Consider the following 21,275-nt stretch of genomic DNA (forward strand, 5'->3'; position numbering starts at 1 on the left):
GCATCAACTTTTCGGACTTTTACGTTGGTAGCAGAGCTTCCAAATACTCTTTGCTATGTTTCGGTAAGGTCAATGATAACTAAGCGCGCTCAGATCTTGGCAATAGCATCTTCAGTCGTGTGGGTTTGTAGCGGGTTTACTGTTCTTGCAGAAAAAAACCCCGTTGATTTCTGGGAAAGTTGCCGCTCCGACGATAGCTGCACTATTGAATATAATCACTTAGCCAATCAAGAAACCGATCCCTTTCTATTTTTGGGAAAAGTTGTGGATAAATTGCACCCCCGATGGATGAGATACTGGCTAGCTCTGTGGCAATATCCAAACGTTAAAAGTTGTTTGGAAAAGAGCGAGCGCGAGAAAAAAGAGCCAAACTTACTTAAATTGGATTGGGATAGAGTTGGCACAGGCTCAGGTGCAGAAGTGTGCGTGTTTCGCCTCGCAAGTAGCCTAGGGAGCGCTGACCGTACATTGACATGGTTGCAGTATCAAAAGTTTCGCTTTCGTGGTCTGAATAGGCGAGGGTCCCAAAATTTTCAGCCGCGCTTCGACACTGAGCCGATTTACCAAGTAACCGCGCGCTGGTCTATCGAGCAGTATAGAGAAGTTAATCCATCCTGGCTCTCGTCGCTAACTGGCTACGAATTGATAAACGAATACCGGCTGATATTAAGCTTTGACCAATACTCGAAAATCTCCGGAGTAAGCGTCAGTACGCCTACCAAGTTAAACTGACGGACATCCAATCAATGTAAGGCGCGGGAATGATGCTCGCTCCCATCGCTTGGTTGATTCCAAGTGGTCTTAAACACCAATTCAACAGAGCCACAGTCGTAGTACTCGCGGTGTGGGTCGGGCGCGTGCTTGATGCTTTGCATTAAGCATTGGCCGGACAGCGCAGGAGGTCCCTACAACAAGCCCGTAAACACCCCCCTTGCCTAACCCGTTGATCCCGTTCACACTTGCGCGCAATTGTCATCAAAGAACAAATTTTGAGGATCCGAGCGTCCAAGACCCAATTTGAACGAACAAATATTTCGAACGGGAGGACAACATGAAAGCACTAACCCTCGGGCTGGCCCTTGCTTTGCTGGCCAGTCAGGCAAGCGCGCAGCAGTCGCTGATCGGCGCATCGCCTATTCCGGTCGGGGCAGAGTTACGGTTCTGCTATTACAACGGGCTCGCTTTTTCGGTGGACGCCTATGTTGTGATCACTGGCAACAACACCGTGACCGAAACGTCCAACGCGCGAGAAGAACACCTGTTGCGCTGCATCAAGGGCGGCGACGGTGCCATGAAGTGGAAGCCGGAGAGCGGTATTCAGGTCAATCGCTGACCTGAAAAGGCGGGTGGTCTAACCCACCTTCGTCTCCAGCCAATCCGCGATCTGCCCGGCGGGATGTTCCCAGCCGGGTTCCATGAACAAAAAATGCGCGTGGTTTTCCACGGGCAAGAAAGTTGCGCGGTCTCCGTATAGCTTGGCCAGCGCACGGCAGGTGTCGGGATTGACCGCCCGATCCTCGGTTCCCGACACGATCAGCACCGGACAATCGACTTTGTCGATATCGACTTTCATCGCGTGGTGATCGTCGAACATCCAGAAGAACATCTCGAACATGACCCGGCCGCTTTCGGCCCCCAACTGGTCGAACACCTCATGCTGCTGCGCCTCGGGCATCTTGTTCAATGCGAAGGGTGCCATCAGGTCGAACTCGACCCGCATGGGTTGTTTCCAGAACGCCCCACCCTCCATCAGCGCGCGCGGAATAGCGCGTTCATCGTCGGTTTCTGGCAACGTTCCCCACGGCGCGTTTGGGTTTATCAGGACAATGGCACTGGCCAGTCCGCGTGACGCAACCTGCTGCGCCACCACGCCTGCGATAGCGTGGCCAAGGATGACCGGCTTGCTGTCCAGCCCCTGCACGAAATCCGCAATGTCGTTTGCGTAGTCCATGACGCTGGTATCTGTCAGACCCGGATCAGGTTCGGCCTTTGGGTCCCCACCATGATAGCGCAGCGCAGGCGTATGTACCGTCCAGCCATGCGTGCGAAAAAACTCAGCATAATCCGTCATGCACCACGGTCCGGCAAATGCACCGTGGATCAGAACAATCTCTTTGGTCATGAAAAACGCCCTCTCGTCAGTCACATCCACTATGCGAGACGAAAGGCATAAGCGGCAAGGCCGTCGGTGTCAGACGGACATGCCGATCAAGGCGACGCCAACCGCCATCAAAATCGCCGCACCCAGTCGCCGCATCCAATTGCCCTCATGTAGGAAGACAAACCCGATCAACGCCGCGAAGATAACTGAGGTTTCGCGCAGTGCCGAAACCGCGCCCAGCGGCGCGAAATTCTTGGCGTAAAGCACCAGTCCATAGGCCGTCATTGACACCAGCCCGCCGAGGATTCCGATCATCCAGACCTTGGTCGGAAGCTGTGCCAACGTATCCCTTTTTTTGATGCCGACAAAGCCCGCAATGAACAGATGCAGGAACGCACCCCATGCCCAATAGCTGAGAGTATTCCCCGACAATCGCACCCCGATGCCATCCACGACCGAATAAATCGAGATGCAAAACCCTGTACCCAGAGCAAACCCCAGCGCCCAGCGTCCGACACCGGACCGCAAGGCCGTCCAACTGCTGAGCTGGATACCAAGCGCGATCAGAGCGATCCCGCCCCACGCCTGCACCGGCAGCACCTCGCCCACCAGGATCATAGCCCAAAGCGAGACCAGCGCGGGCACGATACCCCGCGCGATGGGATAAACGACGCTCAGGTCCCCGTGCTGGTAGGCTTTTCCCAGCATGTAGTAATAGCCGAAATGCACGACTGTCGAGATCAGGATATATGGAAAGCTTTCGGCACTGGGCAGCGGCAGCAGCATGATCATGGCTGTCGCCGGGATAACATGGCCAAAAGCGACTAGCCCCAAAGTGGTCGTACGATCGGCAGCCGTTTTGACGATGGCGTTCCAAACCGCATGCAACAACGCTGCCGTCAAAATGATGGCGATGACAAACAGGGTCACATCCGAACCTTTCGCACTAAAACCAGCCCGGAATATGGGCTGGTTTCGTCATTTGCACAGCAAGAGACGGATCACAATGCGGTTTTGAACAACGTGGTCAGGTTCTCTTCGGTCAGTTCGATTGGGTTCCCACCACAGGAAGGGTCAATGATCGCGCCGTTGACAAGTTCGGGGATCGCGGTCTCGGTCACACCCAGATCGGACAGTTTCCGAGGGATGCCCAGCGTATCGTTGAACTCTTGCACAAAGGCGCGGAAGCCATCAAAGCCACCATCGATACCCAAATACGCGGCAGCAGCCTGGAACCGGTCGGCAACAGCGGGCGCGTTGAATTCCAGGACAGTGGGCATGCAAACCGCATTGGTGGTGCCGTGGTGCGTATTGAACACAGCGCCGATAGGATGGCTCATGGCGTGGATTGCGCCCAGACCTTTCTGAAAGGCGGTCGCCCCCATGGCCGCAGCACACATCATCTGTGCCCGGGCCTCTATGTCGGTGCCATCTGCGTAAGCGCGCGGCAGGTACTCCTTGACCAACCGCATGCCCTCCAGCGCAATGCCCTGACTCATCGGATGGTGGTGCGGGCTTGAATAGGCCTCAACGCAGTGTGCGAACGCATCCAGCCCCGTACCCGCCGTGATGAATTTGGGCATTCCCACTGTCAATTCAGGGTCACAGATCACTACCGTAGGCAGAACCTTGGGGTGAAAGATGATCTTTTTTGCATGGGTTTCAGAATTGGTGATGACGCTGGCTCGGCCAACTTCAGATCCGGTTCCGGCGGTGGTGGGCACAGCAATGATTGGCGCGATCACATCCGCGTCGGCACGAGTCCACCAGTCGCCGATATCCTCGAAATCCCAAACGGGGCGTTTCTGCCCCGCCATAAAGGCAACCATCTTGCCCAAATCCAGCCCGGACCCGCCGCCAAAGGCGATCACACCATCATGGCCGCCAGCGTTATAGGCCTCGACACCTGCCTCAAGGTTCTTTTCGTTCGGGTTGGGATCCACGTCGCTGAATAGCCCGCGACCCAGCCCTGCGGCCTCCATAATATCCAACGTTGCCGAAGTTATCGGCAGATCGGCCAGCCCTTTATCGGTGACCAATAACGGCCTTTTCATACCAGCGGCAGCACATGCCTCGGGCAGTTCCTTGATGCGGCCTGCGCCGAATTTGATAGCGGTCGGATAGGACCAGTTTCCAACAAGTGACATGTCAGGTTTCCTTTGTAATTTGAGACCTGCCCGGCCGAGGGGGTCTGAACCGGGCAGGCCGTTGCCCTTAGCCCGTGACCTTTTTCAGGTGGTAGGATTTAGGACGTGTCAGGTTGTGATAACCGATTATGGATAGCCCGCCGCCGCGCCCGGTGTTCTTGCAACCGGTCCAGCACAGGCCCGGATCCAAATAATCCGCGCGGTTCATGAACACAGTTCCGGTTTCGATTGCATCGCCCACCCGTGCGGCCCGGTCTACCTCTCGGGTCCACAGGCTGGCTGTCAGACCAAATTCACTGTCATTCATCAAAGCGATGGCTTCGTCATCCGAGGACACTTTCATGATGCCGACCACAGGACCGAAACTCTCGTCCCGCATTACCCGCATGTCGTGCGTGACGTCGGTCAGGATTTGTGGTGTCAGGTAAGCGCCCCCATCATCCTCAGCAAATGTATCGATATGGGCCACGGCCCCCGCTTCGACAGCCTCGGCGATCTGCGCGCGTACTTCGTCGGCGAAACGTACATTGGCCATCGGACCAATTGTCGTCTCAGTATCCAGCGGGTTGCCCAGCTTATAGCCCTTCACAACCTCAACCGCCTTGGCGACGAAGGCATCATACAGGCTTTCGTGGACGTAAATCCGTTCGATCCCGCAGCAGCATTGGCCCGAGTTGAACATTGCGCCGTCAATCAACGTCTCCACGGCAGCATCCAGATCGGCATCGTCCATGACATAGCCCGGATCTTTGCCACCCAACTCGGTCCCAACGCCGGTGAAGGTTCCCGCTGCCGCGCGCTCCATCGCTTGGCCGCCACCGACCGATCCGGTGAAATTTACAAAGTCAAAGGCGTTGCCCGCAATCAGGTCGCTGGTCACATCATGGTTTAGGAAAACGTTTTGAAACACGTCCTCCGGTACACCAGCCGCATGGAAAGCCCGCGCCATGCGCTCGCCCACCAACAGAGTCTGTGTTGCGTGTTTGAGGACAACGGTATTCCCCGCAATCAGCGCCGGCGCCACAGTGTTGATCGCCGTCATATAGGGATAGTTCCACGGTGCTACCACAAAGACCACACCGTGCGGGATGCGTTTGATGTACCTTTTGAAGGTCTCATCCTCGCCCACCGCGATATCGGCCAGGGATGCCTCGGCGATCTCCGCCATGTGGCTTGCGCGCTCGTTAAAGCCGCCAAACTCTCCGCCATAGCGTACCGGACGCCCCATCATATGCGCCAACTCAGGCACAATCTCGTCGTTCATCGCCCCAACAGCGGCCACACCGGCCATGACAAGATCAATACGCTCCTGCAAAGGACGCGCGGCCCAATCGACCTGTGCGGCCCGCGCCCGAGCCGCGACCTCAAAGGCCGCTTCTTGCGACAGGACCTCACGTTCAGCAAAAACCGACCCATCAATCGGCGAGACACATTTCAACATCTGCCCCATAACCACTCCATTTCCGAAAGAAACAGGATCACTGTTTCGTCTGGCTAAAAATATCCCGGGGGCGTGGGGGCAGCGCCCCAGCCTGACCCGATCTCAAGCCCGCTCAAACCCGCGGGCAACTTCCCAATCGGTCACAACGCGCTCGAATTCCTCGATCTCAACTTCCGCTGCACGGGCATAGTGTTCGACCACATCATCACCCATAGCCGCGCGCAGCATTGCCGATCCGTGCAGCGCATCCCGCGCCGTGCGCAGGTTGCCTGGGATCATGCCTGTGTCACCCTGATAGACATCGCCCTTGGTCGGCGGCTGCAATTCCAGACCTTCTTCGATTCCGGCTATCCCGGCGGCAAGCATACCCGCCATCGCCAAATAGGGGTTCATATCTGATCCCGGAATTCGACATTCGACCCGCACAGACTTCGTCCCATCCCCACACAGACGGAACCCCGCCGTGCGGTTGTCTACCGACCAGATAATCCTCGTCGGCGCAAAGGTTCCCTTCATGAAGCGTTTGTAGCTGTTGATGTAAGGCGCCATGAAATAGGTGTAATCACCGGCGTATTTCAACAAACCAGCCATATAGTTTTTCATCAGCGCCGACATGCCCAACGCATCATCAACGTCATAAAAGGCAGGCTTGCCGTCCGCCCATAGCGATTGGTGTACGTGGCTGGAGCTGCCGACCTTGTCGTGATGCCATTTCGGCAGGAATGTCGCAGCGTGACCGTGTTGCCAGGCGATCTCTTTCACCGCGTTCTTAGCGATTGAATGGTACTCGGCCGTGTCCATGGCCGGGGCGTATTTGATGTTCAGTTCTTCTTGCCCAGTCTCGGCCTCACCTTTCGAATTCTCAACCGGAATCCCCGCATTCCACAGATGGTTGCGGATCGGGCGCATCACGTGCTCCTCCTTTGTGGTCTGGAGGATGTGGTAATCTTCATTATAGCCCGAGATCGGCTCCAGATCGCGGAAGCCTTCCTTGCGGATCTGGTCAAAGCTTTTTTCGAACAGGAAAAACTCTAGTTCGGTGGCGCACATCGCGTCATAACCCATCGCTTTGAGGCGATTGACTTGTTTCTTCAGGATCGAGCGCGGCGCATGCGGCACTTCCTCATGCGTGTGATGATCAAGCACATCGCACATCACCATCGCAGTTCCTTCCAACCAGGGCACTGGCCGCAAGGTGCTGAGGTCGGGCTTCATGACATAGTCGCCATAACCCCGCTCCCAACTGGTCGAGGCATAGCCATCCGGCGTGCCCATCTCCAGATCCGTGGCCAGCAGGTAATTGCAACAATGGGTTTCTTCCCACGCTCCTGCCACGAAATGACCTGCGTGAAACCGCTTGCCCATCAGCCGGCCCTGCATGTCCACCATGCAAACCAGTACCGTGTCGACCTCGCCCGCTTCGAATTTGGCTTTCAGATCGGCCAAAATCGCTTCATTGCCCATCATTGGTATCCTTTGTCACTCAGAGAGACCTCGGTTTCGATTACCTGCCTTCAGTCATCGTTGGCTTCTTTTTCCATTTCCATCACCAGGCGCGTTTCCAGAACCTGACCGCTTTTGTAGAGGATCGGATAGGCGACGGCGGCGATGTGCCCGTGCAAATCGCGCATTGATCGCAGGGTTTCCAAATGCAGATCGCTGGACTGAAAACTCTCGGTCTGACCGCGCTCCAACCGTTTCAGGTGCGCCTTACGGCTATCGCGCGACATCCGCTTGACCTCGGCCTTATCCAGAACCAGTCGCCGCGCACAATCCATGTCGTCCACCAACAGCACGTGGCGTGCCAGCGAAAAACTCTCCAGAATGGCGGCGTGCAAATCCTTCAGCTCTTTCCAGCCCTGCGCCGAAAATTCCGAACGTTCCGTGTGTTTGATCTGCGCCGTCCGGGTCATCCGGTTTGAAACGACATCGCCGGCAGCCTCAAGACGAATGGCATATTCCACCAACGCCCGCGCGGCCTTTACCTGTGCCTTGCTCATGTTCTGACGCGGCATGCGGGCGACGAAACGACGTATTTCGGTAAGTTGCGTATTGACCCGCTCATCCTGCTGCCAAAGCGCAGAAATCGCGTCGCTGTCATCCTTTTCGTATATATCCAGCACCGGGCGGAACATGCGTTCGACCTGCGTAATCATCTGCAACAGCTCGTGGCGCACCGAAGACATCGCAACGCTGGCCCTTTCGCCACTGGGATCGCCGAGCGGGGTCAGTGCATCCGAAAACTGATCCAGTGCATTGGTCTCGACCTTGGGTTCTGCCAGAAGAACCGCCATTGGCTGTTCCAACTGGTTCACAAAGCCTGTGGCGAGCAAGAATACCGCCAGATTAAATCCGATATGTGCAAAAATCAGCGACTGCGCCGGGCCTGTCACCATCAGGGCGTCTTGCAATCCGCCGACATTGACAACGATCAGCATCACTAGCGCCGCACTGCCTCTCAATAGCAGGTTGGCCAGTGGGATACGCCGCGCGGTCACGGTCATATCGCGGGTCAGCCACATCGGAATAAAGGCCGAACCAAGATTTGCCCCCAGCACCAACGACAACCCAGCCGCAAAGGGAATTGCGCCTATCTGGACCAGAGCAACGCACATCAGGATCGTCGCGACCGAGCTGTGCATCACAAAGGCCAGCACCGCACCGACGATAAAGGCGCTGAAATAGTCAGTCTCCAAATACCCTGCGATTGCAGGCAGAAATGCGCTTTCGCGGATCGGCTCAACTGCTTCGCGCAGGAACTGCAATGAGATCAGGATAAAGGCGACGCCCAGAACGATCCGTCCCATAAGCCGTACATTCGACCGCTCGGATTTGAGATACAGCCAGCCCCCCAATGCCAGCAAGGCGGGCTGAAGCCAGCCCAAATCATATGACAGAACCTGAATGACGAGCGCCGCGCCCAAATCCGCGCCCAAGACACCCGCCAGCGCCATCCCAAACGTTACCATCCCCGCCGCAGCGAAACCAGTCAGCAAAACCGTAACGGCGGCCGAGCTTTGCAGGATAGTGGCCAGAACCATGCCAGCCCCCCCTGCAAAAAAGCTGTTAGAGTGGCGTGTCAGGATCGACTGGAACAGAGCGCCAAAGCGCCGTTCAATGCCCGTGCGCACCAGACGCACAGCAAACAGCAGCAACATCGTTGCGGCAAAAATCTCAATCAAAAAGCTCGCGATAGCCATATGTTCACACCTCTTTCGACCGGTGCGCACAAATGTGCTTCCGGTTTCGTTTTTCTATTCTTGGAACAGACGTGAGCATAAATGATGTCGCTTATTGATGTCCAATCCCGACGCAAGGGAGGCCCCTCGCGTCGGGAGGATGGGTTTCTTAGCCGTAACGATAAGGACGGCCGGCCTTCAGCATCTCGGCGTTGTAACGTTTGAAGATGTCGACAACCTTCGCCTTAGTCTCGGACTCGGCTGCAATCTCATCCCAGAACTTGACGGCGGCTTCCTCGACGGTTGCCCATTCTTCGTCCGGGATAGAGGTCAGCTGCATCTTGGTGCCGTTGACGCGCAGGTTTGCTTCACCGCCCCAATACCACCACTGACGATAGTAATGCGACTGATCACAGCAAACCTTGAACAGCGTCTGCAGATCCTCAGGCAACTCGTTCCACCGGTCCATATTGGCAAAGAAGTGACCCGCCCATGCGCCTGACACGTTGTTCGTCAGGAAATAGTTGGTCACGTCGGCCCAGCCAACGGTGTAGTCCTCGGTGATGCCCGACCACGCGATGCCGTCCAGCTCGCCGGTCTGAACAGCAACTTCGATGTCTTCCCATGGTAGAGTCACCGGCACGACGCCGAATTGGCTTAGGAAGCGACCCGCTGTCGGGAAGGTAAAGATGCGCTTGCCCTTCATGTCTGCCAGCGAGTTGATCGGGTCCTTGGTCGCAAAGTGGCAAGGATCCCATGCACCGGCGCTGATGTGTTTAACGCCTACCTTCGAGTATTCCTCGTCCCAGATCTCGTTCAGGCCCCACTGATTGAACAGCACAGGCACGTCCAGCGAATAGCGTGAGGCGAACGGGAAGTAGCCGCCGAACACGGTGACTTCGGTCGGTGACGCCATCGAGTCATCGTCAGATTGAACCGCGTCGATGGTGCCTTTTTGCATTGCCCGGAACAGTTCGCCCGTCGGGACCAACTGATCGGCATAGAACAGCTCGATCTGCATCCGGTCACCGGCAATCTGATTGAACATCTTGATCGCGGGATCAATCACGTGTTCGGCCAACGCAGGACCGGCATAGGTCTGCATCCGCCATGTAATCGTGTTCTGCGCCAGTGCGGGCGTCGCCAGCGGTGCGGCTGCAACGCCGACCCCAGCGGTTTTCAGAAACTTACGTCTTGTCGTCATGTCAATTTCCTCTCCGTTAAAGCTTCTGTGCCCGTTCACCGAGCATTCTTGTTAATTTCCATAGACATATCCGGGCAGCCACAGGGCGATTTCCGGGAAAAACATGATGATTGTCAGGGCCAGGACCATCACTCCGACAAAGGGGAAGATCGAGGTGTAGATGTCCTTCAACCCGATCTCGGGCGGCGCCATAGCGCGCATCAGGAACAGGTTATAGCCGAAAGGTGGCGTCATATAAGCGATTTGGGTCGTGATGGTGTAGAGCACCCCGTACCAGATCAGATCAAAGCCCAGTTCGCCGACCAGCGGCACATAAAGTGGCGCCACGATGACCAGCATGGCCGTGTCGTCCAGGAATGTGCCCATGACAATAAAGCTCAGCTGCATCAGGATCAGGATCATCCACGGCGACAGGCCCAGTTGATCGGTGAACAGGTTGTCGATGGCTTTCACCGCGCCCAGCCCGTCGAATACGGCACCAAAGCCCAGCGCAGCCAGAATGATCCACATGAACATGCAGGAAATGGCCAGCGTCTGTTTGGTGCAGTCCTCGAAAATCTTCCAGGTCATCCGCCGTTTGATGACGGACACGGCCAAAGCGGTCAGCGCGCCAATGGCCGAGCTTTCAACCAGCGAGGTCCAGCCATTCACAAAGGGAACCATCATCGCGGCGAAGATGATCAGCGGCAGCGCCCCTGCCCCCAGTAGCCGGATTTTCTCGGCCCGTGGCACCTCATGCGCGTCTTCCATGGCCGGCCCCAGCTCGGGCTGAATACGACACCTGATCCAGATATACAGGATGAACATCCCGGCCATCAGCAGACCTGGAACGATTCCGGCCAACCACAGCTGCCCGACAGGCTGACGCGCGATCATTGCGTACAGAACCAGAACCACCGAAGGCGGCACGAGGATACCTAGACTCGACCCAGCCTGAATGACGCCGGTCACCATAGTCTTGTCGTAACCGCGCCGCAGCAGTTCCGGCAGCGCAATGGTCGCGCCAATGGCCATACCGGCAACGCTGAGGCCGTTCATGGCCGAGACCAGAACCATCAGGCCAATCGTGCCGATGGCCAGACCGCCATTTACAGGTCCCATCCAGACGTGGAACATCCGATAAAGGTCATCGGCCAGACGGCTCTCGCTGAGCACGTATCCCATGAAGATGAACATCGGCAGCGTCAGCAGCGGATACCATTTCATCAGCTTCATTGCCGCCGAGAACGTGATATCCTGCCCGCCTGTCCCCCACAGCGCCAAAGCGGCAATGGTGGCCACCGCGCCAATCGCGCCAAAGACACGCTGGCCGGTAAACAGCATCAGCATCATCAGTGCGAACATGAAGATGGCGATATATTCCTGGCTCATGCCCGCGAGACCCCGATTTCCTGCCCGTTGATCCGGGCTATGTCTTTGAAGAATTCCGATATCGCCTGCAGCAACATCAGGAAAAAGCCGAACACCATGATAGCTTTGACCGGCCAGATATACGGCCGCCACGCCGTTGATGAGCGTTCAAGCCGCCCGATTTCCTCTGTGCCTGTCAGAAGACCAATGAAGTAGGAAACCGGTTCATCACCCCAATAGCCAAGGCTGTAGGCCGTTGACCCGAGCCCACCGTAAAACAAGACGCCCAGGTAGAAGATCAGCAGCAGCACCGTGAAGGCATCGAACCACGCTTTCCGGTGTGGGCTCCAGTTGTGATAAAACAGGTCCATACGTACATTCGATCCCAACTGGATCGAGTACGGCCCACCCATGATATAATAGGTCACCATCGCAAACTGCGCCATTTCCAACGTCCAGAGCGATGGCAGAAAGAAGGTTTTCGAGATCGAAGACCACAGCAGGATGCCCATCATCACAAACAAGCCCCACATCATGACCCGTCCGATCCGGTAATTCACCGCATCAACGATCCGCACATATGACGCCATCGTTTTGATCACGTCGCGCCCCCTTTCTGAAATTCAATAAGGGTCCGCGCGATCCACGACACAAGACAATCAGCCATCGCCTGTTGCTGACTCGGGGATTTGATCAGGTCATTGCGGATTTCGATCATGACGTTCGGCAAACCGGTCGGCAAAGCCTGTGCATCCAACGTGTGCGCTACGCCATCTGCAGCCGAGTATGGCTCGTTCAAGCGGGTCACAAAGGGTGGGTCGGCCGGAACTGTTGCCATCATCGCCTGCGCAAAGCGGTCATCTGTGCCGTGCAGCACACCCAGTTCAACGGCGCGTTGCTGTCCATGATACACCGGCGTAAAGCTGTGAACTGTCACCATAAGCTCAAGCCCTGTCCGGTTTTCAGCGATCAAATTGGACAGAGCGGCGGCGAAAGGCTTGTAAATGCCCTCGATCCTGCTGTGACGTTCATCATCGGACATGTCGGCATTTGCCGGGATCAGGTAATCCTCGCTGCGTAAGGGCATTGCCCCCGTGGCTTCGGGCGGGCGATTGCAGTCATAGACCAGCCGCGAAACACCACCATGCACCAACGGGGCTGACAGGCGTTCGGCCATCAACCTGGCCACAGCCAATGCGCCCGGATCCCAGGCAATATGACTTTGCAGCGCATCTGCGGATAAACCCATATCGCCCAAGGCATCGGGTATACGGTTGGACGCGTGTTCGCAGACCAACACCACCGAATAGGGACCATCCGCTAAGTCCGTATGAACAACTTCTCCGAAGTCCAAATTACTGCCCTGCGATTCCAAGAAACACGTGTGTGGAAAAATTTCCACATGATACCTTAGCCTGTCAATAATTTTCCTGTAAAATTTTCATCACTCTTGATCTTGCTGAAAAATTATTCACACTAAGGTAGAAAAGATGCAGGAGGAACGCCGCGTGCGGGTGACGGACAGGCTGCTGGCCCACAAAGACAAGATGACCCCATCCGAGCGGCAGCTGGTCAGCGTATTGCTGGACGACTATCCTATGGCCGGTCTGGGCAGCATCACCGAACTGGCCAGCGCAGCCTCGGTGTCCACCACGACAGTCGCGCGGATGCTGCAAAAGACCGGGTTTCAAGGTTATCCGCAGTTTCAAGCCGCGCTGCGAAGCGAAGTGAAAGAAATGATCTCGGGGCCGGTCGCCAAACGTGACTTGTGGCAGAACGATCTTCCTGAAGAGCATATCCTGAACCGGTATTCCCAACAAACACTCGCCAATCAGAAACGCACGATTGATGAGGTCGATCCAGACGAATTCGACAGTTTCTGCAACTTGTTGTGTGACCCCAACCGGCGCATCTTTATCACCGGTGGACGTATTACCGGCACGTTGGCCCAATACCTGTACCTGCACCTGCAGATGATCCGCCCCGACGTGCGGCTGCTGCCCGTTGCAGCATCGTGGACACATGACTTGCTAGACGTACGCAAAGACGATGTGCTGATCGCACTAGATGTTCGCCGATATGAAAACGCGTCCCTACTGATCGGCCAGCTGTGCCACGAACGCGAGGCTGAAATTGTTCTCTTCACCGATCAGTGGCGCTCACCCATTCATCGCCTGGCCAAACACACCTTTGCGGCGCGTATTGCAGTGCCGTCCGCGTGGGACTCCATGGCAGCCATTCTGGTTTTGATGGAATGCGTCATCGCCGAAGTGCAGGAAAGGCTGTGGGATTCGGTCAAAGAGCGAACAGACGAGCTGGAACAGGCCTTTGATCGTACCAAACTGTTCCGAAAGTTCGGCCAAAGCACGAATTCGTAACACTCTTTTCCTTTCAACGTAAACAACTGAGCGTGATGAGTGTTGCCAGCCGCATGGCGGGCCGTCACTTTGAAGTCATGAGTTTCGTAACCAACAACCAATTGCCGCTTTTGATCCTGTTCTTTCTGCTTGGGTTAATTGGCACGGCCTTTCTGTTTCGCAAACCAGCCGGGCATCGTGCCTGGAAACTCGCGGACCTCGTCTGGGTGGTGTTGGGCGGCGTTGGCGCACTGGTCGCGGTTATGGCGGGACTTTATACTTCGGACAGCTCGCGACTGGACCGCCAGATCGACGTCGCTTATGCGGCCACGCTGGCCTTTGACCGCGACGCAGCACGGTTCCGGCTGCGGTTTTGCGACCCGGCTTTTGACCCGGATACCTCTGTGTTGTGTGACAAGGTCGAATTTCTATCCGCCTCGACCGCCAGCAACGCGGACCTTCCGTTGTTCATTGCTGTGACTAACGAAGTTGCCCCATTGCAAGGCCTGCAATTTCTGTTTGGACGTCAGGCAAAAGAAGAAAAGGACGATATGCAAGCGATGGCGGCCAAGGCTGATGCGTTCAATATCGAACAATTCCTTGTCTTTACCACGTTGGATGACAAGACACAGGCGGCGATCGACAATATGCGTCGCAAGGTCCCCGCGATTGCAGGCGATTATCTGATTCTGGCGCAAAGCTATGATGATCTGGTTGAACAGGTCGGCAAGTTGAAGGACGAATGGGAATATCTGCAGGCCAACGCGCATATACTTGTGCTGCAGATCATCGCGCTATGTCTGGTCAGCTTCGCCGCACCCTTCCGACTGGGCAAATCCGTTGTCGAACTGCGCGCCTCGCTCAGCGACGATAGTCCCGCGCCAGCGTCTCAGGATCTGCGCCAAGAAAGTAGCGCGTCAGAGTCCAGAGGTTCCGCCCACCTCGACGAAGCCAACCCGCACGTTGATAACGATCAGCACTCGTAACGGCACTGCTGGGCAGCAAGGTGATGCCGCGCAAACTACGGGCCAAAGCCACGTCCTCCATCAACGGTTGATCGGGAAAGCCTCCCGCCTTGCGATACATCTCAGATGGAACCAACAGGCCCTGGTCGCCATACGGCAGGCTGAACAGACGACTGCGCAGATTGGCCCAACCTGCCACCCACGTCGACGCAAAGCCTGACGCCCGAAACGCCAGACGAAACGCCGCCGGGGTCCCGGTGACAAGGTGGTCGCTTACGGGTTTGCTCCAGCCGTGTTGCAGAACCGTATCGGCGTGCAGGACAAGCAACCAGTCGCCTTTGGCTGCGGCGCATCCTTTGGCTAGTTGCCCGCCGCGAGACGGCGGCCCAGCGACAATCTCAGCCCCGGCCTCATCGGCAATTTCAAGAGTATGATCGGTCGATCCACCATCCGTGACGATCAACTCGCGGATCAACCCCGCCTGCAAACCTTCCATCAAGGCCGCCAGGGTCGCAGGAAGGGTCTTTTCCGCGTTCAGGGTCGGGATGACGATGCTAATCGGCGCAGGCACGGCGGAAACCCTCTGGTCATGGCAGCGGAAACTCCTATATCACGAGGCCCGAGGAAAAGACGAGGACAACTCAGATGCCCAACCGCCGTATTTTGCGCCTGAGCGGCTCGGACACCGACAGCTTTCTCCAAGGGTTGGTGACCAACGATATTGCAGGGTTGGACAATGGACTGGTCTACGCCGCCTTGCTGACCCCTCAAGGCAAGTATCTGGCAGACTTCTTCCTGAAACGTGAGGGTGACGCGGTGTTGCTGGACGTCGCCGAAGAACTGGCCGATGGGCTGGCGAAACGACTTGGCATGTACAAACTGCGCGCGGACGTCAGTATCGAAAACAGCGGCCTGAACCTTCAGCGCGGTACCGGCCCGACGCCCGAAGGCGCCCTGCCCGACCCGCGCCACGAAGATATGGGCTGGCGGTCCTATAGTGTGGACGCAGAAAGCGATGATGGCACCGATTGGGATGCGATCCGTGTGCGTCACTGCATTCCAGAAACCGGAATTGAACTGACCGCCGACAGCTATATTCTCGAAGCCGGGTTCGAGGCGTTGAATGGCGTGGACTTCAAGAAAGGATGCTATGTCGGTCAAGAAGTCACTGCACGGATGAAACACAAGACCGAACTGCGCAAAGGTCTGCGTAGCGTCCATGTCGACAACTCTGCAGCAATTGGCACCGCGATCACCTCCGGAGGCAAGCCTGCAGGGACTTTGTTCACCCAATCCAACGGTCGCGGAATAGCCTATTTGCGGCTGGACCGCGTAGGTGACGACATGCAGGCAGATGACGCCACCATTCGGCTCGGCACTTAACATGTTGCCGAACCGGCACGGCTGATCCTCCGACCGGTTTTGTATGGTTTGAACATGACCAAGCGCGCTGTCACACTGGTTTGAGTTCAGCAAACCGGATGCACGTATGTTCCAGTTATACAGAGCGATCTGGCGCGCCAGCGCTGGGCGGCAGATCATTCTTATCGTTTTGTCCATTGCGATTGCGGGTTTGGCTGCCGTTCCGCTGGAGTTTCAGCGCGATATCATAAACCACCTGACCTCGGACGACGTTGGCACAGACAAGCTGCTCTACCTGGGTGCCGGAATGATGTCCGTCATTGTCCTTAGCCTCGCCCTTAAATGGCTATTGGGCTATCGCGCAGGCACGTTGGGCGAAGATCTGATCCGCATGATCCGCCAAAGGCTGCTGCGGCGCGCCGAGGATATCAATGTCTCGGGTGAAACAGTGCGCAAGGGCACAATGACCACGGCGATTTCAGCTGAGTCAGAAGAGTTGGGCAAGTTTGCGGGCGGCGCGTTCTCGGACCCGGTCGTTCAGATCGGCACGTTGATCAGTGTGATTGGTTACATCTCATCAACCCAACCGGGATTGGGCATGATTGCTTTCTCGATGATCGTGCCGCAGATCATCATTGTGCTGATATCTCAACGCAAGGTGAACGTCTTTATCGCCGAACGAGTCCGGATTTTGCGCGGAGCCACAGACAAACTGAATGTCGAGCAGATCAACGAAATCGCACGCGAAGTTGAGACCCAGTTCGACGATATCTACGAGACGCGGCGCAAAATGTTCATCTGGAAGCTGTCGGCCAAGTTTCTGTTGAGCGTCATCAACGGGGCCGGAACGGTCGGCGTGCTGATGTTGGGTGGCTATCTTGTTTTGAATGGAAAAACGGATGTTGGCACCGTGGTGGCCGCCACCAGTGGCCTAAGCCGTATTCAGGGCCCTACGGCCTTTCTGATCGCCTATTATCGGCAGGTCAGCGCCAATCGCATCAAGTATGATCTGATGCTCGAACTTTTTGGCCCCAACCCTGAGCGGTATCGCCACGTCAAGCGGAGTAACTGACAAAAAAACCGCGCGACACAGCCCACGCGGTTTTCTTTGTTTCGGTGAACGCAAGGTTACGCGCGTTCGGAATAATCCATGGTTTCGGTATTCACGATGATCATCTCATCCTGACCGATGAACGGCGGCACCATGACTTTGACACCGTTATCCAGAATGGCCGGCTTGAACGAGTTTGCTGCGGTCTGACCTTTGACCACAGGCTCGGTCTCAACGATCTTGCAGGTCACTTTCTGGGGCAGCGTGGCGTTCAAAGCCTCGCTTTCATAAAACTCAACGACAATTGTCATGCCGTCCTGCAGAAACGGACGGCGTTCACCCAGCAGCTCTGCAGGCAGTTCGATCTGCTCATACGTCTCGGAATCCATGAAGACCAGCATACCGTCAGATTCGTACAGGAACTGCTGATCTTTCTGTTCCAGGCGCACACGTTCAACTTTGTCCGCCGAACGGAATCGCTCGTTCAACTTTGAACCGTTGCGCAGATTGCGCAGTTCGACCTGTGCAAAAGCACCGCCTTTACCGGGCTTTACGTGGTCAACTTTGACTGCGGCCCACAGCCCGCCGTTATGCTCAAGCACATTTCCGGGGCGAATTTCGTTCCCATTTATCTTGGGCATGACTTAATTCCTTCACAAACGGTTGATGCGTCAGTTCCCGTCCCTATATCTGGCGGGAACACACCTGACAAGACAACGAGACCTAGTGCTGCACTTGCAGCAAGCTATGCAAATGACGCAACGCAACTATGCATTTTAAGTGTATCCGAATCGCACTTAATCAGTCATAAGAACCGTCACGCCGAAAATGCAAGAGCAAGAACAACAAGGAAGACGAGATGAGAGATTTCGTTGACGGCACAGCCTTTAATAACGAACAAGGCAATCGTGCACGTAAACTTTTCGCGGCCGTCGTACTGGCTGCGCTGGATGACGCTATTGCCGACGACAAGAAGTATGGCAATGGCCCGGAACAAATCGCCCGTTGGGCACGTTCTCGTGATGGTCGCGAAGTACTGTCGTGCGCGGGTATCGACCCGAATGAGCGCGTTGTTGGCGGACTGATGGAGTTCGTTGGACGCGGTGTGCGCACTTCGGTTGCACTGTCGCGTGAAGAAAGCGAGCGCCGCAACGCCGCCCAGCAAGCAGAAGCCGCCTGATCCAGGGCGACTATCGCATGAAAAAGCGCGCTCCCAACATGGGAGCGCGCTTTTCTTATGCCAACTGTCAAAAGAATAACAACCACTGCCGTGCAACCCATAGCTCGGCCACTAACAGCACCGCGAAGAATATTTTCGCCCAGACTGACATACCGCGACGCCACAAAACGGTATAACACGTGACACAAAGCACGGCGGAAAGGGGAGCGACCCACACGGCGTGATGTGAACTGTCCCAATAACTGACCGGGCTGTGAAACACCCACTCGCTGAACGGCCAGAACTGAGGCCGCCCGTCCCCTGCATGCAGCAGAAAATCCATCGCAAGATGCAACAATCCGGCGGATGCGCCAACGGTCAAGGCCGCCCGATGTGCCCAGACCCCAACAATCAAAGCAAACCCCCAAAGGACAAATGAATTGTCGATCGCAAACACGGTCTGCCAGCCGTCGGAAAAATAAAGCTGATCGAAGACCACATTTGGCGGTATCCCAAGCAGGAAGAGGGACGTGCCCGCCATCACATAAAGGGAAAGATCAGGCAATAACGATCCAAGCAGCGCTGCCCACAGGATTCGTCCGTGGGCGGGGCGGGCAAAGGCGGCAGCTCCGATCAAAAGATGCGCTGGCGTATTCAACTTTGGCTTTTCCTTTGCCTGCAAATCAGGTCATCTGCGCGTCAACATAGGAGACAGGCCATGGTTCGGTCCATCATGATTCAGGGCACCGGCAGCAATGTCGGGAAATCGGTTCTTGTGGCCGGTCTGGCGCGGGCTTTTACCCGGCGCGGCTTGCGCGTTGCACCGTTCAAACCACAGAACATGTCGAACAATGCCGCCGTCACCGAAAACGGTGGTGAGATTGGGCGCGCTCAGGCTCTGCAGGCATGGGCCGCGCGACGCGCGACGCATACGGACATGAATCCGATCCTGCTGAAACCGGAAACTGACACTGGCGCTCAGATTATCGTACAGGGTCAGCGTGCGGGCACAATGAAAGCGGGGGATTACCGCAAAGACAAATCCAAACTGCTGGGTGCTGCACTTGAAAGCTTTTACCGACTGTGCAGCGATGCCGACCTAATCCTAATCGAAGGTGCGGGCAGCCCGGCCGAGACCAATTTACGCAAGGGTGACATCGCCAACATGGGATTTGCGCGCGCCGCCGGCGTGCCCGTTGTTCTGGTGGGGGACATTCACCGCGGGGGCGTCATTGCCCAGATCGTAGGCACCCAGGCAGTTCTCGACGTAAGTGATCTTGAAATGATCCGGGGTTTTGCGGTCAATCGATTTAAGGGCGACGTCTCTCTTTTCGACGAAGGTCGCGATGATATCGCCGCGCGTACCGGATGGCCATGTTTGGGCGTTGTTCCATGGTTCCATGATGCGTGGAAGCTCCCGGCCGAGGATATGATGGATATAAGGTCCCACGCTGGCGGCGCCTGCAAAGTGGTCGTGCCGCAATTGGAACGCATGGCCAATTTCGACGATCTTGATCCGCTGTCTGCCGAACCCGGCGTCTCGGTCGAGATCGTCCCGGCAGGACACGCCCTGCCCGGCGATGCCGATTTGGTGTTGCTGCCCGGCAGCAAATCCACGATCGGGGATCTGGCCTATTTCCGGGCCCAGGGCTGGGATGTCGACCTATATGCCCACGTCCGACGAGGTGGTTACGTTCTGGGCTTGTGCGGCGGCTATCAGATGCTGGGCAAGACAATCGCTGACCCGGATGGCGTCGACGGCCGACCAGGCACCGTCGAAGGGTTGGGCCTTCTGGATGTTGAAACTGTGATGGCCGGGAAAAAACAGGTGAAACTCACCTCAGCCCGCGCCCTTGACGGAGGAGAGCCGGTGTCGGGCTATGAAATTCACATGGGCCGCACCGAAGGCCCCGATTGTGCACGCGCTTGGCTAGAGGTAGAGGGGCGGTCAGAAGGCGCTGCTAATGGCACCGGTCGAATTCGCGGCAGTTACCTGCATGGTATCTTCAGTTCGGACGCATTCCGCGCCTCTTACCTGTCACAGTTGGGCGTGACTTCGGACCTGTCCTATGAAGACGGGGTCGATGAGACGCTGGACGCGCTGGCAGATCATCTTGAAAAGACTATGGATCTGGACCGTCTACTGGCGCTTGCCGAGACGCCACGCACTGTCTGAGCGTTATTCGACGTTCTGCTCGGCTAGGGCTTTGTATATTTCGCGCCGGACCATCTTGCGGACGTTACGGGTGATGCGTTCACCCAAAACACCCTGCAATTCTTCACGGACGACCTCGGCGATCATTTTGCGCAGGGCGTCTTCATCTAAGCCAGCTACCCCAGTTTCTTCCTCTGCCGCTTTGGCAGGAGGAACTGGTGCAGCAGTTTTTACCTCGGGGTCCCGAACAAACGTTGCCTTGGTCGTGGCCACAGCCTCTTTCACTTCAGCCTTAGAGGGCTCGGCCTTCTTCTCTTCGGTTTCTGCGAATTCCTTCCGCGCGCTGAATTCAAGGGCTTTCGCCGGAGTACCGGAATACTCGTCTTCGCTGTCACCGTCCGGTTCCCACTGGTCCTCAGTGCGTGCAATCGCCGCCTCAAGCGCTTCAATCTTTGCACTCAGGCTGTTGGTCGCGTCTTTGGGCGGCTCTGGGGAAACCTGTTCTTTGTTGGCGGGATCTTCACGATTTACGATGTCACACGCGCGCAAAAGCATGGGCTTGACCGACGCATCCGCCGTATAGCCTTCTTTAACGTCGACCTCATTCTCAGGGCCGTCCTGAATGCTGGACGTTCCGCCGACTCGCAATGCATCGGTAAGCACCAATCGCCCGGGTTTGCGGGCGATTGAAGGCGTCGGTTCCGAGGTTTGCTCACCTCTTTCACCGACCAGCCGTTTGATCGAGGACAACACGTCCTCTACTCTGCCGTTCACGACTTTATCCGTCATTGTTCTCTACCGCTC

General features: G+C 56.4%; 20 protein-coding genes. 6 read left to right on the forward strand and 14 right to left on the reverse strand.

The annotated features are described in order from the left end of the window. Nucleotides 1-1,051: 1,051 nt before the first annotated feature. Nucleotides 1,052-1,333 carry a hypothetical protein gene (locus tag GOW92_RS11920; RefSeq protein WP_170560839.1) on the forward strand — a complete coding sequence of 94 codons (282 nt, stop codon included), beginning with the start codon at nt 1,052-1,054 and terminating at the stop codon, nt 1,331-1,333. 18 nt (nt 1,334-1,351) lie between these two features. On the opposite strand, the gene GOW92_RS11925 is transcribed toward GOW92_RS11920, so the two are convergent. The 10 genes from GOW92_RS11925 to GOW92_RS11970 form a co-directional block, all read right to left on the reverse strand. Next, nucleotides 1,352-2,122 (reverse strand): alpha/beta hydrolase, encoded by a 771-nt coding sequence (locus GOW92_RS11925; RefSeq protein WP_170560840.1) that lies wholly within the window; start codon nt 2,120-2,122, stop codon nt 1,352-1,354. Nucleotides 2,123-2,191: 69 nt separating this feature from the next. Beyond that, nucleotides 2,192-3,031, reverse strand: a complete 840-nt coding sequence (locus GOW92_RS11930) for an EamA family transporter (protein ID WP_170560841.1) — start codon at nt 3,029-3,031, stop codon at nt 2,192-2,194. 71 nt (nt 3,032-3,102) lie between these two features. After that, entirely contained in the window at nt 3,103-4,248 is a 1,146-nt protein-coding gene (locus tag GOW92_RS11935; RefSeq protein WP_170560842.1) for an iron-containing alcohol dehydrogenase, read from the reverse strand. Nucleotides 4,249-4,315: 67 nt separating this feature from the next. Next, nucleotides 4,316-5,698 (reverse strand): aldehyde dehydrogenase family protein, encoded by a 1,383-nt coding sequence (locus GOW92_RS11940; protein ID WP_170560843.1) that lies wholly within the window; start codon nt 5,696-5,698, stop codon nt 4,316-4,318. Nucleotides 5,699-5,791: 93 nt separating this feature from the next. After that, nucleotides 5,792-7,153: a glutamine synthetase family protein gene (locus tag GOW92_RS11945; RefSeq protein ID WP_170560844.1), complete on the reverse strand. Its 1,362-nt coding sequence runs from the start codon at nt 7,151-7,153 to the stop codon at nt 5,792-5,794. A 50-nt stretch (nt 7,154-7,203) separates the two neighbouring features. Next, nucleotides 7,204-8,889: a Na/Pi cotransporter family protein gene (locus GOW92_RS11950; RefSeq protein WP_170560845.1), complete on the reverse strand. Its 1,686-nt coding sequence runs from the start codon at nt 8,887-8,889 to the stop codon at nt 7,204-7,206. Between the two features lie 148 nt (nt 8,890-9,037). Further along, complete coding sequence (locus tag GOW92_RS11955; protein ID WP_170417601.1) at nt 9,038-10,072, reverse strand: TRAP transporter substrate-binding protein; 1,035 nt, start codon at nt 10,070-10,072, stop codon at nt 9,038-9,040. Between the two features lie 51 nt (nt 10,073-10,123). After that, nucleotides 10,124-11,443, reverse strand: coding sequence for a TRAP transporter large permease (locus GOW92_RS11960; RefSeq protein WP_170560846.1), 1,320 nt, complete (start codon nt 11,441-11,443; stop codon nt 10,124-10,126). Further along, nucleotides 11,440-12,012: a TRAP transporter small permease subunit gene (locus GOW92_RS11965; protein ID WP_170561506.1), complete on the reverse strand. Its 573-nt coding sequence runs from the start codon at nt 12,010-12,012 to the stop codon at nt 11,440-11,442. Before GOW92_RS11965 ends, GOW92_RS11960 begins: the two co-directional genes overlap by 4 nt. 8 nt (nt 12,013-12,020) lie before the next feature. After that, entirely contained in the window at nt 12,021-12,776 is a 756-nt protein-coding gene (locus GOW92_RS11970; RefSeq protein WP_254453019.1) for an N-formylglutamate amidohydrolase, read from the reverse strand. A 136-nt stretch (nt 12,777-12,912) separates the two neighbouring features. On the opposite strand from GOW92_RS11970, the gene GOW92_RS11975 reads away from it, so the two are divergent. Beyond that, nucleotides 12,913-13,800, forward strand: a complete 888-nt coding sequence (locus GOW92_RS11975) for a MurR/RpiR family transcriptional regulator (protein WP_170560848.1) — start codon at nt 12,913-12,915, stop codon at nt 13,798-13,800. An 840-nt stretch (nt 13,801-14,640) separates the two neighbouring features. Here GOW92_RS11975 and GOW92_RS11985 read toward each other — a convergent pair. Further along, nucleotides 14,641-15,315 carry a TIGR04283 family arsenosugar biosynthesis glycosyltransferase gene (locus tag GOW92_RS11985; RefSeq protein ID WP_170560849.1) on the reverse strand — a complete coding sequence of 225 codons (675 nt, stop codon included), beginning with the start codon at nt 15,313-15,315 and terminating at the stop codon, nt 14,641-14,643. Between the two features lie 74 nt (nt 15,316-15,389). Here GOW92_RS11985 and ygfZ point away from each other — a divergent pair, with 74 nt between their 5' ends. Together ygfZ and GOW92_RS11995 are read left to right on the forward strand one after the other, a co-directional pair. Next, nucleotides 15,390-16,127, forward strand: a complete 738-nt coding sequence (ygfZ, locus tag GOW92_RS11990; protein WP_170560850.1) for a CAF17-like 4Fe-4S cluster assembly/insertion protein YgfZ — start codon at nt 15,390-15,392, stop codon at nt 16,125-16,127. A gap of 106 nt (nt 16,128-16,233) precedes the next feature. Beyond that, on the forward strand, nt 16,234-17,178 hold the full coding sequence (locus GOW92_RS11995; protein ID WP_170560851.1) for an ABC transporter transmembrane domain-containing protein: 945 nt from the start codon (nt 16,234-16,236) through the stop codon (nt 17,176-17,178). A 56-nt stretch (nt 17,179-17,234) separates the two neighbouring features. Here GOW92_RS11995 and efp read toward each other — a convergent pair whose 3' ends face one another. After that, complete coding sequence (gene efp, locus GOW92_RS12000; protein ID WP_170560852.1) at nt 17,235-17,798, reverse strand: elongation factor P; 564 nt, start codon at nt 17,796-17,798, stop codon at nt 17,235-17,237. A 218-nt stretch (nt 17,799-18,016) separates the two neighbouring features. Here efp and GOW92_RS12005 point away from each other — a divergent pair, with 218 nt between their 5' ends. Then, nucleotides 18,017-18,337, forward strand: a complete 321-nt coding sequence (locus tag GOW92_RS12005) for a DUF6280 family protein (protein WP_008757056.1) — start codon at nt 18,017-18,019, stop codon at nt 18,335-18,337. A gap of 67 nt (nt 18,338-18,404) precedes the next feature. Here GOW92_RS12005 and GOW92_RS12010 read toward each other — a convergent pair whose 3' ends face one another. Beyond that, nucleotides 18,405-18,974: a cobalamin biosynthesis protein CobQ gene (locus GOW92_RS12010; RefSeq protein WP_170560853.1), complete on the reverse strand. Its 570-nt coding sequence runs from the start codon at nt 18,972-18,974 to the stop codon at nt 18,405-18,407. Nucleotides 18,975-19,034: 60 nt separating this feature from the next. Here GOW92_RS12010 and GOW92_RS12015 point away from each other — a divergent pair, with 60 nt between their 5' ends. Beyond that, entirely contained in the window at nt 19,035-20,492 is a 1,458-nt protein-coding gene (locus GOW92_RS12015; protein WP_170560854.1) for a cobyric acid synthase, read from the forward strand. Nucleotides 20,493-20,495: 3 nt separating this feature from the next. Here GOW92_RS12015 and GOW92_RS12020 read toward each other — a convergent pair whose 3' ends face one another. Continuing rightward, nucleotides 20,496-21,260 (reverse strand): hypothetical protein, encoded by a 765-nt coding sequence (locus tag GOW92_RS12020; protein ID WP_170560855.1) that lies wholly within the window; start codon nt 21,258-21,260, stop codon nt 20,496-20,498. Nucleotides 21,261-21,275 lie beyond the last annotated feature (15 nt).

It is taken from the genome of Ruegeria atlantica (genome assembly GCF_013032505.1).
In the GTDB taxonomy this organism is placed as follows: domain Bacteria; phylum Pseudomonadota; class Alphaproteobacteria; order Rhodobacterales; family Rhodobacteraceae; genus Ruegeria; species Ruegeria atlantica_F.

Bases quoted from the DNA above. Each gene is read 5' to 3' on its own strand.
- GOW92_RS11920 (WP_170560839.1), top strand. From the start codon at position 1,052: ATGAAAGCACTAACCCTCGGGCTGGCCCTTGCTTTGCTGGCCAGTCAG.
- GOW92_RS11925 (WP_170560840.1), bottom strand. From the start codon at position 2,122: ATGACCAAAGAGATTGTTCTGATCCACGGTGCATTTGCCGGACCGTGG.
- GOW92_RS11935 (WP_170560842.1), bottom strand. From the start codon at position 4,248: ATGTCACTTGTTGGAAACTGGTCCTATCCGACCGCTATCAAATTCGGC.
- GOW92_RS11940 (WP_170560843.1), bottom strand. From the start codon at position 5,698: ATGGGGCAGATGTTGAAATGTGTCTCGCCGATTGATGGGTCGGTTTTT.
- GOW92_RS11945 (WP_170560844.1), bottom strand. From the start codon at position 7,153: ATGGGCAATGAAGCGATTTTGGCCGATCTGAAAGCCAAATTCGAAGCG.
- GOW92_RS11950 (WP_170560845.1), bottom strand. From the start codon at position 8,889: ATGGCTATCGCGAGCTTTTTGATTGAGATTTTTGCCGCAACGATGTTG.
- GOW92_RS11955 (WP_170417601.1), bottom strand. From the start codon at position 10,072: ATGACGACAAGACGTAAGTTTCTGAAAACCGCTGGGGTCGGCGTTGCA.
- GOW92_RS11960 (WP_170560846.1), bottom strand. From the start codon at position 11,443: ATGAGCCAGGAATATATCGCCATCTTCATGTTCGCACTGATGATGCTG.
- GOW92_RS11965 (WP_170561506.1), bottom strand. From the start codon at position 12,012: ATGGCGTCATATGTGCGGATCGTTGATGCGGTGAATTACCGGATCGGA.
- GOW92_RS11975 (WP_170560848.1), top strand. From the start codon at position 12,913: ATGCAGGAGGAACGCCGCGTGCGGGTGACGGACAGGCTGCTGGCCCAC.
- ygfZ (WP_170560850.1), top strand. From the start codon at position 15,390: ATGCCCAACCGCCGTATTTTGCGCCTGAGCGGCTCGGACACCGACAGC.
- GOW92_RS11995 (WP_170560851.1), top strand. From the start codon at position 16,234: ATGTTCCAGTTATACAGAGCGATCTGGCGCGCCAGCGCTGGGCGGCAG.
- efp (WP_170560852.1), bottom strand. From the start codon at position 17,798: ATGCCCAAGATAAATGGGAACGAAATTCGCCCCGGAAATGTGCTTGAG.
- GOW92_RS12005 (WP_008757056.1), top strand. From the start codon at position 18,017: ATGAGAGATTTCGTTGACGGCACAGCCTTTAATAACGAACAAGGCAAT.
- GOW92_RS12015 (WP_170560854.1), top strand. From the start codon at position 19,035: ATGGTTCGGTCCATCATGATTCAGGGCACCGGCAGCAATGTCGGGAAA.
- GOW92_RS12020 (WP_170560855.1), bottom strand. From the start codon at position 21,260: ATGACGGATAAAGTCGTGAACGGCAGAGTAGAGGACGTGTTGTCCTCG.